Source organism: Micromonospora sp. NBC_00860 (assembly GCF_045207375.1).
Lineage (GTDB): Bacteria > Actinomycetota > Actinomycetes > Mycobacteriales > Micromonosporaceae > Micromonospora > Micromonospora vinacea.
Genome location: NZ_CP108825.1, coordinates 3543809 through 3558218 on the forward strand (window position 1 = coordinate 3543809; position 14410 = coordinate 3558218).

Annotated in this window: 11 protein-coding genes; 3 read left to right on the plus strand and 8 right to left on the minus strand. The window is 73.6% G+C overall.

All coding sequences use genetic code 11. The annotated features are described in order from the left end of the window. Window position 1 precedes the first annotated feature (1 nt). The gene (gene rpe / locus OH804_RS16230) at window positions 2–682 is read right to left on the minus strand and encodes a ribulose-phosphate 3-epimerase (RefSeq protein ID WP_030335689.1); all 681 of its coding nucleotides are present in this window, start codon (window positions 680–682) and stop codon (window positions 2–4) included. 254 nt (window positions 683–936) lie between these two features. Between rpe and OH804_RS16235 the strand changes: the two genes are divergently transcribed. Both OH804_RS16235 and OH804_RS16240 read left to right on the plus strand, forming a co-directional pair. Further along, entirely contained in the window at window positions 937–1827 is an 891-nt protein-coding gene (locus OH804_RS16235) for a septum formation family protein (RefSeq protein WP_406066185.1), read from the plus strand. Window positions 1828–1909: 82 nt separating this feature from the next. Next, window positions 1910–2800: a septum formation family protein gene (locus OH804_RS16240; protein ID WP_406066187.1), complete on the plus strand. Its 891-nt coding sequence runs from the start codon at window positions 1910–1912 to the stop codon at window positions 2798–2800. Window positions 2801–2846: 46 nt separating this feature from the next. Here the strand turns inward: OH804_RS16240 and OH804_RS16245 are convergent, their stop codons facing one another. The 4 genes from OH804_RS16245 to OH804_RS16260 all read right to left on the minus strand — a co-directional run bounded on the left by OH804_RS16245 (window position 2847) and on the right by OH804_RS16260 (window position 8347). Further along, window positions 2847–4283, minus strand: a complete 1437-nt coding sequence (locus OH804_RS16245; protein ID WP_406066189.1) for an RsmB/NOP family class I SAM-dependent RNA methyltransferase — start codon at window positions 4281–4283, stop codon at window positions 2847–2849. Next, window positions 4280–5206 (minus strand): methionyl-tRNA formyltransferase, encoded by a 927-nt coding sequence (fmt, locus tag OH804_RS16250; protein WP_196922330.1) that lies wholly within the window; start codon window positions 5204–5206, stop codon window positions 4280–4282. Before fmt ends, OH804_RS16245 begins: the two co-directional genes overlap by 4 nt. 5 nt (window positions 5207–5211) lie before the next feature. Beyond that, window positions 5212–5769 carry a peptide deformylase gene (gene def / locus OH804_RS16255; protein ID WP_030335682.1) on the minus strand — a complete coding sequence of 186 codons (558 nt, stop codon included), beginning with the start codon at window positions 5767–5769 and terminating at the stop codon, window positions 5212–5214. 85 nt (window positions 5770–5854) lie between these two features. Next, window positions 5855–8347 (minus strand): tetratricopeptide repeat protein, encoded by a 2493-nt coding sequence (locus tag OH804_RS16260; RefSeq protein WP_196922329.1) that lies wholly within the window; start codon window positions 8345–8347, stop codon window positions 5855–5857. Between the two features lie 250 nt (window positions 8348–8597). Here OH804_RS16260 and OH804_RS16265 point away from each other — a divergent pair, with 250 nt between their 5' ends. Further along, window positions 8598–9878, plus strand: coding sequence for a hypothetical protein (locus OH804_RS16265; protein WP_196922328.1), 1281 nt, complete (start codon window positions 8598–8600; stop codon window positions 9876–9878). A 79-nt stretch (window positions 9879–9957) separates the two neighbouring features. Here the strand turns inward: OH804_RS16265 and OH804_RS16270 are convergent, their stop codons facing one another. The 3 genes from OH804_RS16270 to metK form a co-directional block, all read right to left on the minus strand. Beyond that, entirely contained in the window at window positions 9958–10941 is a 984-nt protein-coding gene (locus OH804_RS16270) for an AAA family ATPase (protein ID WP_406066193.1), read from the minus strand. A gap of 257 nt (window positions 10942–11198) precedes the next feature. Beyond that, on the minus strand, window positions 11199–13109 hold the full coding sequence (locus tag OH804_RS16275) for a primosomal protein N' (protein ID WP_406066195.1): 1911 nt from the start codon (window positions 13107–13109) through the stop codon (window positions 11199–11201). 59 nt (window positions 13110–13168) lie between these two features. Beyond that, window positions 13169–14362, minus strand: a complete 1194-nt coding sequence (gene metK, locus OH804_RS16280; RefSeq protein WP_196922326.1) for a methionine adenosyltransferase — start codon at window positions 14360–14362, stop codon at window positions 13169–13171. Window positions 14363–14410 lie beyond the last annotated feature (48 nt).

Genomic DNA, 14410 nt, shown 5'->3' on the forward strand with positions numbered 1-14410 from the left:
CTCAGGCCCCGGGAGCCGCGCGTTCCGCCAGTGCCCGCAGGTGCCGTACCGCCTCCGCCGGGTCGGCGGCCCCGTACACGGCAGTGCCGGCCACGAACGCGTCGGCGCCCGCGGCGGCCGCCTGTTCGATGGTGTCGGCGGCGATCCCACCGTCGACCTCGATGCGCAGCTCCAGGTGCCCGGCCGACACGTGCCGCCGGGCCGTCCGGACCTTCTCCAGCAGCTGCGGAATGAACCGCTGCCCACCGAAGCCCGCCTTGATCGTCATGATCAGCAGGGTGTCGAAGCTGGGCAGCAGGTCCAGGTAGGGCTCGATCGGGGTGTCCCGGTCGATGGCCAGGCCCGCCTTCGCGCCGGCCGAGCGCAGGTCCTTGGCCAACGCCACCGGGTCGTCGGACGCCTCCGCGTGGAAGGTGACGTTGTACGCCCCGGCGTCGGCGTAGCCGGGGGCCCACCGGCGCGGGTCCTCGATCATCAGGTGCACGTCGAAGGGCATCGCCGTGACAGCCCGCAGGCTCTGCACCACGGGCAGCCCAATGGTCAGGTTCGGCACGAAGTGGTTGTCCATCACGTCGACGTGCAACCAGTCCGCGGCGTCCTCGACGGCACGGACCTCTTCGGCGAGGCGGGCGAAATCGGCGGCCAGGATGCTCGGCGCGACGATTGGCGGCGGTACGGTCACGGGGCCAGTGTACGAACGTGGCCACCCGCCACCCGCATCGCGCCACCTTCGGGGACGCGCTGTGATCCAGCAGTGACCAGTGGTGCAGAATTGGACGCTCCGGACCCCCGAATCCGGACGAACAGACATCAGCGACTGGCCGATTGACGGAAACGCGACGACACTCCAACCGGGACGGTGCCGTAGGCTGCACGCCCGCCGGGGTCTCGCCGCGGGGCGCGGTGACCGGCCGCCAGCTCACGGGAGGGCGGACGATGCGACGGTGGCTTCCAGCGCTGGTGCTGGCCGGCGTCACCACGATGCTGCTGGCCGGCTGCGCGCCAGCGCGGGGCGCGGACGGCGATCTCACCGACGACTGGCCGACGCTGCGGGTGCCGAAGCCGTTCACCCCCGCCACCGACACCTGTCTGCCGCGGATCGCCACTGTGGTGCAGGCCAGCACGTACGAGACGGTGGACTGCGCGCGTAACCACCTGGCCGAGACCATCCACGTCGGCACCTTCGTCGGGCCCGACGCGCTGACCGAGGCCCGACCGGAGCCCGGGTCGTCGGCGCTGCGCACGGCTCGCGCCGAGTGCGACCAGCGGGCCCGGCAGGTGCTCGGCGGCGACTGGCACACCGCCCGACTCGCGCTCTCCCTCGCGCTGCCGTCCGCGCCCGCCTGGGCCGGCGGCGCCCGCTGGTTCCGCTGCGACCTCAGCGAGACCGGCAGCATCGACAACACCCGCCCGGTGAACCGCACCGGCAGCCTGCGCGGCGCGCTGATCGGCGACTCGCCGCTGACCCACCGCTGCTTCGACCCCAAGCTGATCGGCGACAACCTCAACTACATGGCGCCGGTGCTCTGCACCGAGCCGCACCGCGCCGAGTTCGTGGGCGTCTACGAGGAGCGGGACATGAGCTGGGCGGAGTTCGCCAAGTCCGCCGAGCAGGCGCACCAGCGCTGCATGGCGCTGATCGCCGAGTACGCGGCGGTGCCCAACAACAGCGAGCTGCCGTACCGGGCCGGGTCCATCTACTACCCGCCGTCCCAACGGGAGTGGGAGGAGGGCGACCGTGGAGTGCGCTGTTTCCTGTGGAGCGACGACCGCAAACTCACCCGCTCGATGCGCGGCGCCGGCCCCGAGGGACTGCCCGCGATCTGAGCCTCGGTGCCGTATGCTGCTGCGCCGTGGCGCTACCGACCGGCGGGGTCCGGTCGGGGGCCACCAGCGGCGGGAGGTCGGGATGCGACGGTGGTTGGCGGCGTTGGCCGGGGGTGGGGCGCTGGTCCTGGCGCTGGCCGGGTGCGGCGCACCCGCCGGAGTCGACCGTGACCTCATCGACGACTGGCCGGCGCCCGTCGCGGCGCAGCAGTTCGTCCCCGCCGCCGACGTCTGCCACCACAGCTCCCAGCAGGTCGGCTTCCTGACCGGCTACAACCCGACGGCGTGCACCGAGGCGCACCGAGTGGAGACCATGCACGTCGGCACCCTCACCGGCCGGGGCGCCGAGGGCGGCACTCCCCCGCAGCCCGGCTCGGCCGGCATGCGGGCCGCGCAGGCCGGATGCGACACGGCGGTGAACAAGGCGGTGGGCGCCGACTGGCGGTCCGGGCGGCTCGGCCTGACCGTCGTGCTGCCGTCGCCGCCGGCCTGGTCGGGCGGGGCCCGCTGGTACCGCTGCGACGTCACCGAGATCGCCAGCATCGACGACACCGCTGTCGACCTGCGCACCGGCAGCCTCCGGGGCGCGTTGTCCGGCGCCGCCCCGCTGGCGTACCGCTGCTTCAACCCGAAGATGGTCAAGGACAACATCGACGAGATGGTGCCGGTCTCCTGCACCGCCAAGCACCACGCCGAGTTCGTCGGCGTCTGGCAGGCACCGGACACCAGCTACGCCGAGTTCACCCGCGGCACCAAGCGGACCCACCAGGCCTGCCAGACGATGATCGCCAGGTACGCCAAGGTCCCGGACAACTCGCAGCTCGACTTCCGCGCCGGCACGATCTACTACCAGCCGTACGAGGAGGAGTGGCGCAACGGCAACCGGGGCGTGCAGTGCTTCCTCTGGATCTCCGACCGGAACCTGACCCGCTCGATGAAGAACGCCGGCACCAAGGGCCTCCCCGTCACCTGATCGCACGTCCGGCCGGTGGGTTGACCGGCCGGACGCGCGGGTCGGATCAGCCTCGGCGCAGGACGGCGAGGAACATCGCGTCGGTGCCGTGGCGGTGTGGCCAGAGCTGCACGGTCGGCCCGTCACCGAGACCGGGCATGCCGGCCGGCAGCAGCGGCCGGGCGTCCACGAAGTCCACCGGAACCCCGCTGCGGCGGGCCGCCTCGGTCACCGTCACGTGCGTCTCGACGGTGTGCGGCGAGCAGGTGACGTAGGCGACCAGGCCGCCCGGGCGGACCGCCCGCAGCGCCGCGCCGAGCAACTCCCGTTGCAGCCGGGTCAGCGGCGGCAGGTCGGACGGCTGGCGACGCCAGCGCGACTCCGGCCGACGACGCAGCGAGCCCAGCCCCGTGCACGGCGCGTCCACCAGCACCCGGTCGAAGTGCTGCTCGGGCAGCTTCGGGTCGCCGCCGACCTCACGGCCGTCCATGGTCAGCACGGCCACCGGCAGGTCCCGGGTCGCCAGGGAGACCAGCCGAGCCCGGTGCTCGGCCACCTCGACCGCTGTCACCCGGGCACCCCGCTGCGCGGCCAGCGCGCCGAGCAGCCCGGCCTTGCCACCCGGGCCGGCGCACAGGTCCAGCCAACGCCCGTCCGGGCCGTCCAACGGCGCGTCAGCGAGCGCGGCAGCCACCAGCTGGGAGCCCTCGTCCTGCACGTGGGCACGGCCGTCGACCACCGCCGGGATGTCGCCCGGCGCGCCACCGGGCAGATAGACGGCGTACGGCGAGAAGGCACCGGGCGCACCGCCGACCTGGTCGGCCAGCTCGACCGGGTCGATCAGCCCGGGCCGGGCGCAGAGGTGCACCGGCGGACGCTCATTGTCCTCGATCAGGAGGCGCTCCGTCTCACCCAGATCGCCGCCGAGCGCCTCGGAGAAGGCCCGCACGATCCACTGCGGATGGCTGTACGCCAACGCGAGGTGACCGACCGGGTCGGTCTCCATCGGTGGGGCGAGCTTCGCCACCCAGGCGTCCGCGTCACGGCTGGACACCTCGCGCAGCACCGCGTTGGCGAAGCCGGTGGCGCCCGGTGCGACCGAACGGACCAGGTCGACAGTCGACGAGACCGCGGCGTGCGCCGGCACCCGGGTGTGCAGCAGCTGGTACGCCCCGAGCCGCAGCGCGTCGCGTACCGGCGGGTCGATCCGGGCCACGTCCCGGCCGGCCGCGTCGGTCAGGATCGCGTCCAACGTGCCCACGTGGCGCAGGGTGCCGTAGGTCAGCTCGGTGGCGAACGCAGCGTCCCGACCGAACAGCCCCTCCTCGCGCAGGATGATGGGCAGCACCAGGTTGGCGAACGCGTCGTCGCGGTGCACCGCCGCCACCGCCTCGTACGCGGCGCGGCGCGGTCGGTCCATCGGTGGCCGGACCGGGCGGCGGTCCCCGCCACGGCCGGTCGACGGGCCGGAGCGCGTCGGTCGGGTTCCCTCCGGTGCCGTCACGCGAATTCCTCTCCAGTGCCGACCCGGACGCCGCGCGCCCAGTCGGTGGCGCTCATGGCCCGCTTGCCCGCGGCGCGGACCTCGCCGAGACGCACCGGCACAGTCGCCGTGCCGGCCAGCACCCGGGACTTCTCCACCAGCAACTCCCCCGGCTTCAGCTCGGGGCCGTCGGGCACCGGAACGACAGGGCCGAGCTTCACCCGCTCGTCGCGGAAGGTCGTCCAGCCGCCCGGTGCGGGCGTGCAGGCCCGGATCCGCCGGTCCACGGCGAAGGCCGGGTCACTCCAGCGCACCCGCGCGTCGTCCACTGTCAGCTTCGGCGCCAGCGACACCCCGTCGGCCGGCTGCGGCTCGGCCCGGGCGGTGCCGTCGTCGATCGCGTCGAGCACCGCCACCAGCAGCCCGGCGCCGGAATCGGCGAGCCGCCCCAGCAGGTCACCGGAGGTGTCGGCGGCGCGGATCTCGTCGGTCAGCGTGCCGTAGACCGGGCCGGTGTCCAGGCCCTCCTCCAACTGGAAGACGCTGGCACCGGTCAGCTCGTCCCCGTGCAGCACGGCGTGCTGAACGGGTGCGGCGCCCCGCCACGCGGGCAGCAGGGAGAAGTGCAGGTTGATCCAGCCGTGCCGGGGGATCTCCAGGGCCGCCGGCGGCACCAGCGCGCCGTAGGCGACCACCGGCACGCAGTCCGGCTCCAGCTCGCGCAGCCGGTCGAGGAACTCCGGGTCGCGGGGACGGGCGGGCGTGAGCACCTCGACGCCGTGCTCGTCGGCCCACTCGCCGACCGGGGAGCGGGACAGACCCCGCCCACGCCCGGCGGGCGCGTCGGGCCGGGTGACCACGGCCACCAGCTCGTGTCGGGACGCGGCGACGGCGGCCAGAGCGGGCACGGCGACAGCCGGCGTACCGGCGAAGATCACGCGCATCCGGGTCAGCGCCCCAGACCGAAGGGGTCGCTGATGTGCGGGCTGAGCTTGACAGTGGGCGGGGCCGCCGCGTCGTACCACTCGGCCTGGCGGATCGCCTTCATGGCCTCCTTGCGGCCCTCCGGGTCCAGTCGGTCCAGGAAGAGCACCCCGTCGAGGTGGTCGGTCTCGTGCTGCACGCAGCGCGCCATCAGGCCGGTGCCGACGATCTGCACGGGGTCCCCGAACGAGCTGAAGCCCTTGGCGACGACGTTCTGCCGACGCTTGGTGTCGAAGTAGAGCCCGGGGATCGACAGGCAGCCCTCCGGGCCGTCCTGCTCCTCCTCGTCGGGGAACTCCAACACCGGGTTGATCAGATGCCCGAGGACGTCGTCGACGTCGAAGGTGAACACCCGCAGGCTCACACCGAGTTGCGGCGCGGCCAGGCCGGCGCCGTTCTGCTCACGCATCGTGTCGGTGAGGTCGGCGACGAGCCGACGTAGCTCGGCGTCGAAGTCGACGACCGGATCGGCCGGCGTGCGCAGCACCGGATCCCCAAACAGACGGATGGGCTGGACGGTCACGCGGGACGGCTCCTTCTTCGGGCGGACGAGCGGTGCCGTACCAGTCTACGGAGTGCCCGGCAGAACACCGTCCGGCGCACCTCGATCAACCACCGCCGGTGTGCCCAGCGTCACCGGCGCACTCCCCGGCCAACAGGTCCCGCACCCGCTCGGCGTCCGGGTGACCGAGATCGTCGAGGATGCCCACAGCACGACGCCAGGTACGCGCGGCGCCGGCCGCATCCCCCACGGCCCGCCGGCTCTCGCCGAGCCGGGACAGGGTGTCCGCCTCGTCGTAGCGGTCGCTGACCCGCCGGTACAGCCCGAGCGCCCGCTGGAAACAGCGGATCGCCGCACGGTGGTCACCCAACTGGGCGTGGATGAAGCCGAGGCTGTCCCAGGTGTTCGCCTCACCGTGCCGGTCGCCTGTCGTCCGCAGCAGCGCCAACGCCGCCCGGCAGTGCCCGAGCGCCGGCGCGTACTGGCCGAGTTGGGCGTGCGCCCACCCCACCGCGTTGCGGGCGCTGGCCTCCCCGGCGATGTGCCCGGCGGCCCGGTACAGCGCCAGGGCGCGCTCGCTCTGCTCCAGCGACTCGGCGTGCCGGCCGAGCCCGTCGAACATCGCCCCGAACGCCCGGTGGGTACGCGCCTGCCCGGTGTGGTCACCCAGCTCCGCGAAGATCACCAGGGCCTGGCGGTAGCTCCTCGCCGCCTCGTTCACCCGACCCAGCCGGGACAGCACCCGGGCGAGGTCGCGGTGGGCGTTCGCCTGCCCGGGTCGGTCGCCGGCCCGCTGCGCCCCGGCCAGGGCGTTCCGCTGGGCCACGGCCAGGTCCGGCCACCGCCCCCGGCGTTGCAGGAAGTCCACGAGTGTCCAGGCCAGCTGCCACGCATGGCTGTCGAACCCGGACCGCCTCGCGTGGGCGACCGCAGCCAGCAGCACCGGATACTCGACGCTGAACCAGGCCAGCGCCTGACCGAGGTCGGCGATCTCCTCGGGCACCACACCCGGTGCGACGGCGGCGAGGGTGACCGGGTCCCGGCCCGGTTGCAGCAGCAGCGCCGCCGCGTGCGCGGTGTGCAGGTAGTGGTCCAACCCGCGCCGGATCGCGGCCCGTCGGGCCTGCGCCGGTTCGAGACGTTCGACCTGCTCGGCCGCGTACGCCCGGAGCAGGTCGTGCGCGCCGAACCGGCCGGGGGTGTGCTCGGTGACGAGGTGCGCGTGAGCCAGTTCCGCCAGCAGTCGGGGCACCTGGGCCCGGGGCAGCCCGGCCAGACTGGCCGCTGCCGCGAAGCCCATGTCCGGTCCGGGATGGCAGCCGAAGAGCCGGAACACGCGTGCCGCCTGCGGCGTCAGGCTCCGGTACGACCAGGAGAAGACGGCCTGCACGTCGGTCCCGGCATCCCCACCGTCGAACGAGTCGAGCGGTCGCGGTGCCGCCCGCAGTTCTGCCGCGAGGGCGGCCAGTGGGAACGCCGGCTTCTCCGCGCCTCTGGCGGCGAGCACGGCCAGCGCCAGCGGCAGCCGCGCACACCGCTCGATGATCTCGTCGACCGCCTGCGGCTCGGCGGCCAACCGGTCCGCGCCGAGCCGCCGGGCCAACAGTTGCCAGGCCTCGGCGGTGCTGAGCAGGTCGACGCCGATCGGCCGGGCACCCTCGGTGGCGACCAGGCCGGCGAGCCGGTTGCGGCTGGTGACCAGGACCAGGCAGCTCGAGCTGCCGACCAGCAGGGGCCGGACCTGGTCGGCGTCGCGGGCGTTGTCCAGCAGCACCAGCATCCGGCGTCCGGCGAGCAGGCTGCGGTAGAGGCCCACCTGCGCGGGCAGGTGGGTGGGGATGCGTTCGGGTGGCACCTCAAGTGCCTCCAGGAAGCCTCGAACCGCCTCGACCGCCGTCACCACCGTTCCGGTGGAGTCGAACCCGCGCAGGTCGACGTAGAGCTGGCCGTCCGGGAAGCGATCAGCGACCCGGTGTGCCCAGGTGACGGCGAGGGTCGTCTTGCCGACTCCCGCCGTACCGGACAGCGTCATGAGGGTGACCGACGCCACGCCGTCGCCCTCGGGCGTCACGGCGCCGGCGCACTCCGCATCGAGCTGCGCGAGTTGGGTCGCGCGTCCGACGAACCCGGGCAGCGCCGGGGGCAGTTGGCGGGGCACCGGGAAACGGGGGTACGGCGTACCGGTGCGCGGGCCGCCGGCCCTGGCCCGAACGACCGCCCGCCCGGTGCTCGCGTGGTCCCGGTTAGGGCGTCGACGTCGTTCCTCGACCCGGTCCCGCGCGGTGGCCAGCACCCCCTGCTCGGCGGGGGTCGCCCCGAGCAGTCGGATGAGGGCGTCGAACCGCTCCGGTGGCGGCAGGATGTTGCCGGCGAAGTACTCCCCGATGATCCCGCGCGACCAGCCGGTCTTCGCGGCCAGCTGCCGGTACGTCAGCAGGGTCTCGCCCTGCTGACGGGCTTCGCGGCGGCGCAGCTGGCGCAGCAACCCGGCCAACTCGGGCAGTGTCTGCGCCTCGGTGGCGGCGCGGGCCAGCTCGAACGCTGCGGGCAGCCCGTGTGACGTCTGATGAGTGCCGGAAGGTACCCACTGCTCAGACATGCGACCCCCACCCCCGGTCATCCGGCCCCCCGGATCACGCAGGGGCAGGGTAATTCCGGGCCAGCGTCGCTCGATAGACGGTTGCCAATGTAAGACAGTTCCACTGCGGACCGTTCCCCGTCCGGCGGAGTCCAGCGGTGTCCAGCGGTGTCCAGCCCCGTCCAGGATCCGCCCCGCGTAGCCGATGCCCCTGCCACCGTCCTGGTGCGGGCCCGGCCCGCTCCATGATCCCTGGGGGAAGAGGTACCCGATGATCCGTCCACACCCGACCACCCGCCGCACCGTGACGATGCTGCGTCGCGTCGCCGTCACCGCGATCGGTCTCACGCTGCTCGCTGCGGGCATGACCGCCACCCCGGCCACCGCCGCACCGGCCGGCAAGGCTGCCACCACCGGATCCTTCGTCGACAGCACACCGGTCCCCGGCGGCTTCGCCTCCTGGTCGGAACTGCTCCGGTTGCAGCAGCGCATGAACACCGCCGCCGCCCGGATCACGAACGCGGCACAGCGCAGCGCGAACTCCGGCTTCGCCGGAATCGTCGCCGACCCCACCACCCGCCAGCTCCAGGTCTACTGGAAGGGTGAGCCGCCGGCCAGTCTGGTGGCCACCGCCCAGGCCACCGTCACCACCCAGGTGCTGCCCGCCGCGTACTCACAGCGGGAACTCATGGTCGCGGCCGACCGGCTGCGGGCCGCAGCCGGCAACAAGATCACCACGGTCGGGCCGCGCGCCGACGGCGCCGGCCTGCTCGTCGGCACCCAGGACGGGCTGCTCGGCGCGACGGCTCTCGCCGGCGTACCGGTGACAGTGCAGACCGGGGTCGCCGCCGCGCCCGCCACCCGGTGGGACGACACGGCGCCGTGGTGGGGTGGCGCCGCGTGGCGTAACACCGCCACCGGCGGTGGCTGCTCGACCGGCTTCGGGGTCTTCCAGGGCGGGGTGGCGCGGATGCTCTCCGCCGCGCACTGCGCCAACCTCAACGTCCTCGCGACCGACCCGACCGGGCAGACGATCGGGATCGTCGGCACCCGCAACACCGGCACCGACACCCTGCTCCTCGCGGGCAGCTCGGGCGGCCGGGTCTTCAACAACAGCACCAATGCCGCCGGCGCGGTGGTCAGCGAGTTCAGCAACCAGGTGATCGGCGCTTCGGCCAGCCAGGTCGGCAACTTCGTGTGCACCTCCGGCGCGTACTCCGGCACCCGCTGCTCGATTCAGGTGAAGGCCCGCAACCTCTGCATCAACGTCCGCAACTTCGGGACGGTCTGCGGTCAGGTGCAGGCGGAGAACACCACCCGCACCAACGCCGTCGGTCAGGGTGACAGCGGCGGCCCGGTGGAGATCGTGAACGCGGCGAACACACTCCAGGTCTGGGCGACCGGCACCAACACCGCCATCGACGACACCAACACAGCGGTCGCCTGTACCGGCTACGTGACCACCGGTCGGGTCTGCGCCTGGCGGATGTACTACGAGGACATCTTCTCCGGCATGGCCGGAGTAGGCGCTTCAGGCGTCATCCTCGGCTGAGCCGCCTCGGCGATCGCCGTACGACTCGGTGGTCGGGCCGGCGCGCGTACCCCGCGCGTCGGCCCGGCCCTTCGCTGGGTCAGACGCTGGCGCCCGGGTCCCCCGCGAGCACCGCGTCGCCACGGAGCAGCGCGGGCTCGGGCAGCGGCAGCTGGATCTTGTGAGCCGCCTCCCAGTCGTAGATCAGGCCGGGACGCACCTGGGCGGCGAAGTAGTCGATCGCCGTCATCCCGCCCACGACCGGCTCGTCGACCTCGGCGACCAACTGGGCGGGGACCAGGGAGAACCCGTTCTGCAGCGCGGCGCTGAGGCGGCGGTGACCGTCGACGACGAAGAAGTACTCGCCGGTGAACCCGATCTTCAGCGGTTCGAGGGCCTCGTCGCCGGCCTTGGCCACCCCACCGACGAAGTCGGTGTCCCACAGACCCCGCAGGGTGGCGATGTCCTCGGTCGGGTAGACCCGGGCTGGGTCCAGCAGCAGCAGCGGCGGCGCGTCGCGCAGCACCTCGGCGCCGAGCGTGCCCTCGTACGCGGCCACGATGTGCTCGATCACCTCGGCGGCGGACGCCCGGGTGGTGTCGCAGATCAGGTCGTAGTTGCGCAGCCGGGCCTTGTCCACCCCGTAACGGATGATGAACCGGCTGCGCTCGCTCGCGCTGCGCTCCCGGAGCTTGGCCTTCGCCTCCTCCAGGGAGGCGTAGCTCTCCGCCGGACCGGACGGTCGGGCGAGCACCCGCCGGGCCGCCTCGCCCGGCTCGGTGATCATGTGGACCTTGAGCGCGTCGGTAAAGAAGTGCCAGGCCAGCCGGGAGTCCATGACGAGGCGCTCACCGGAGGCGGCGATGTCCCGCTGAAGCTGGTCGACGTAGCCGTCGACTGCCTGGTCGAGCTCGGCGTGCAGGTTGAGCTGAAGCGCGGTCATCTGCCGCTGCTGCGCCATCTCCCGGTAGAGGTCCCCCACACTGACCCGGCGCATGCCGAGCCGCTTGGCGATCTCGACCGACACGGTGCTCTTGCCGCTGCCGAGGTCGCCGTTGAAGACGATCGATTGTCCAACGGTCACGACTGGTCCACCCCTGATCACCGGCTCATTGACATCATCGACCTCGCGCCCGACGGACGCGCTCCCGCCATCGTCGCGCCATCCCGCGGCGACCCCAGCTCGGCGCGGCTGACGCTCCGTCGCGACCTGGAGCCCGTCGTACGCCTTGGCATGACGGGCGATGCTACCACTCGGGCGCCACCGCTTTGCCGGACGCGGTGTGCGAGCGGCACCGCAGCGGGGCGAGGTTCGTCACCGTCGGCAGCGGCCCAAACGCCTCAGAACAGGCTGAGTGGATCGACCTGGAGACGAACCGGATCGGCGGCCTTACGGGCGGCCCGAGCGCCAGCGGCCGAGTGCAACGCCTCGGCGAGAGCGGCAGCCCGCGCCCGGGGCACCCGGACCAACATCCGCTCCCGGCCCTCCTCGGCCGGCACCGGCCCGAGCACCTCGGCGTCGTCCGGCAGCCGGGCTGCCGCCAGCAGGTCCGCCACCGCCTCGGCCGCGCCGGTGACGCTCGCCATCCGCACGGCCGGTGGGAAGCCCAGCTCGCGGCGCTCGGCCAGCTCCCGACCGGCGAACCAGCCGGCGTCCCAGCGCAGCAGCGCCTGCACGGGGGCGAGCGCGCCGTCGGCGACCACCACCACCCGACCCTCCGGCGCCGGGCGGGCCAGCGCCGCCGCCGCCAGCCAGCGGCGCAGCGCCTCCTCCCCGGCACGCAGGTCGGCCCGGGTCAGCAGGGCCCACGAGTCGAGCAGCAGCACCGCGCCGTAGCCGCCCTCGGCGACCGGCTCGGCGCCCGGGGTGGCCACCACCAGGGCCGCGCCGCCGGGCACGTCGGTCAGCACCTCCTCGCGCCCCGAGGTGCGCACCGTCACGCCGGGGAACGCCCGGCCCAGCTCCTCGGCGGTCCGCCGCGCGCCGGTCACCGCGGCCCGCAGCCGCCGCCCACCGCACTCCGGGCAGGCGTACGCGGCCGCCACCCGGGCGCACCACCGGCAGGCCGGTATGCCGCCGGCCGAGGGCAGCGCGAGCGGACCGGCACAGTGCGCGCACCGGGCCGGGGTGCGGCACTCGGCGCAGGAGATCGACGGCAGGTAGCCACGCCGGGGCACCTGCACCAGCACCGGAAGGTCCTGCCGGAGCGCGTCGCGGGCAGCCGTCCAGGCCAGGCTGGGCAGCCGGGCGGTGGCGGCCCCGGGGTCACGGGCCAGTTGCGGGTCGTCTCCGGTCGGCGCGATGGCCGGGATCCGCGCCCGCACGGTGCTCCGGTCGGCGACCACCTCCGGGGCCCAGCCGGTCTCCACCAGCAGCTGCGCCTCGGCCGTCCGGGCGTACCCGCCGACCAGCGCGCCGGCCTCGGCGAGGTGGGCGCGGGTGAGCAGCACGTCGCGGGCGTGCGGGTAGGGCGCCCGGGGCTCGGAGTGCAGGTCGTCACCGTCGTCCCAGATGGCCACGAGGCCGAGCCGGGCCACCGGGGCGAACATCGCCGCCCGGGTGCCGATCACCACCGGCACCTGTCCCCGGCGAGCGGCGAGGAAGGCCCGGTAACGCCGGGCCGGGCCGAGCGCGGCGGAGAGGCTGACGTGTCGCCCCGGGCCGAGCACACCGGTGAGCGCGGCGTCGAGGCGGTCGAGGTCACGCGCGTCGGGCACCACGACCACAGCGCCGCGCCCACCGGCGACGGTGGCCGCCACCGCGTCGGCGTAGCGGGCCGCCCAGTCCTCACCGGGCAGGGCCGACCAGACCGCGTGGGGCGCCCGGCCGTCGACGAGGGCCCGCAGCAGGGCCGGGCCGGTCGGGTAGTCGCGCCACCCGCGCGGGTCGACCACCCCGGAGGGGGCAACCGGGGTGGGCTCGTCGTCGCGGGGCTCCTTCTCCACCCGCGCGTGCCGGGGCGGCACGGCGAGCCGGAGCACGTCGGCGAGGCTGCCCGCGTACCGGTCGGCGACCGCCCGGGCCAGCCGGGCGATCTCGGGGGCCAGCACCGGCTCCGGCGAGACCACCTTCTCCAGGTACACGAGGCGGCCGGTGTGCCCGGAGTCGTCGGCACGCGACAGCAGCCACCCGTCGACCAGTTGCCCGGCGAAGCGCACCTTCACCCGGGTGCCGGGCACCGCGACCTCGTCCAGCTCCGCCGGCACCAGGTAGTCGAACGGCCGGTCCAGGTGCGCCAGCCCGACGTCCACACAGACGCGTGCGACCGGCGACCCATCCGCGGGTCGCCGGTCGCTGCGCTTGGTGGCGGTCAGGCTCCCGCGGCCGACTTGAGGTCGGCGGCCCGGTCGGTGCTCTCCCAGGTCAGGTCCGGCAGTTCCCGGCCGAAGTGGCCGTACGCGGCGGTCTGCTGGTAGATCGGGCGGAGCAGGTTGAGGTCCCGGATGATCGCGGCCGGGCGCAGGTCGAACACCTCGGAGACGGCCTTCTCGATCGAGGAGACGGGCACGGTCTCGGTGCCGAACGTCTCGATGAAGAGGCTCACCGGGTGGGCCTTGCCGATGGCGTAGGCGACCTGCGCCTCGCACCGCTCGGCCAGGCCTGCGGCGACCACGTTCTTGGCCACCCAGCGCATCGCGTACGCGGCCGACCGGTCCACCTTGGACGGGTCCTTGCCGGAGAACGCGCCGCCACCGTGGCGGGCGTACCCGCCGTAGGTGTCGACGATGATCTTGCGACCGGTCAGCCCGGCGTCACCCATCGGGCCGCCGATCTCGAACCGGCCGGTCGGGTTGACCAGCAGCCGGTAGCCCTCGGTGTCGAGGCCGAGGCTCTCCAGCTCCGGGGCGATCACGTGGTCGCGCACGTCCGGGGTGAGCAGCGAGTCCAGCGAGATGTCGGCGGCGTGCTGGCTGGACACCACAACGGTGTTCAACCGGACCGGGCGCAGCCCCTCGTACTCGATGGTGACCTGGGTCTTGCCGTCCGGCCGCAGGTACGGGATCGTGCCGTCCTTGCGCACCGCGGAGAGGCGGCGGGCCAGCCGGTGGGCGAGGGCGATCGGCAACGGCATCAGCTCGGGAGTCTCCGAGCAGGCGAAGCCGAACATCATGCCCTGGTCGCCGGCGCCCTGCGCGTCCAGCGCGCTCTCCGACGCACCGGTCCGCAACTCGAAGGCGTTGTCAACGCCCTGCGCGATGTCCTCGGACTGGGCGCCGATGGAGACGCTGACGCCGCAGGAGGCGCCGTCGAAGCCCTTCTTCGACGAGTCGTAGCCGATGTCGAGGATGGTCCGGCGGACGATCGTCGGGATGTCGGCGTACGCCTTGGTGGTCACCTCGCCGGCGATGTGCACCTGACCGGTGGTGATCAAGGTTTCCACCGCCACGCGGCTGTGGGGGTCCTCGGTCAGCAGCGCATCGAGGATGCCATCGCTGATCTGGTCAGCGATCTTGTCCGGGTGGCCTTCCGTGACCGATTCGGACGTGAAGAGACGGCGTGTCACGGCACTCCTAAGCGTGTGAGGTCGTTCCGCGGCAGTGTAATCACCACT

What these genes read in the sequence shown, in the direction of transcription:
- OH804_RS16240 (WP_406066187.1), top strand. Translation starts at nt 1,910, where the DNA reads ATGCGACGGTGGTTGGCGGCGTTGGCCGGGGGTGGGGCGCTGGTCCTG.
- OH804_RS16235 (WP_406066185.1), top strand. Translation starts at nt 937, where the DNA reads ATGCGACGGTGGCTTCCAGCGCTGGTGCTGGCCGGCGTCACCACGATG.
- OH804_RS16260 (WP_196922329.1), bottom strand. Translation starts at nt 8,347, where the DNA reads ATGTCTGAGCAGTGGGTACCTTCCGGCACTCATCAGACGTCACACGGG.
- OH804_RS16265 (WP_196922328.1), top strand. Translation starts at nt 8,598, where the DNA reads ATGATCCGTCCACACCCGACCACCCGCCGCACCGTGACGATGCTGCGT.
- fmt (WP_196922330.1), bottom strand. Translation starts at nt 5,206, where the DNA reads ATGCGCGTGATCTTCGCCGGTACGCCGGCTGTCGCCGTGCCCGCTCTG.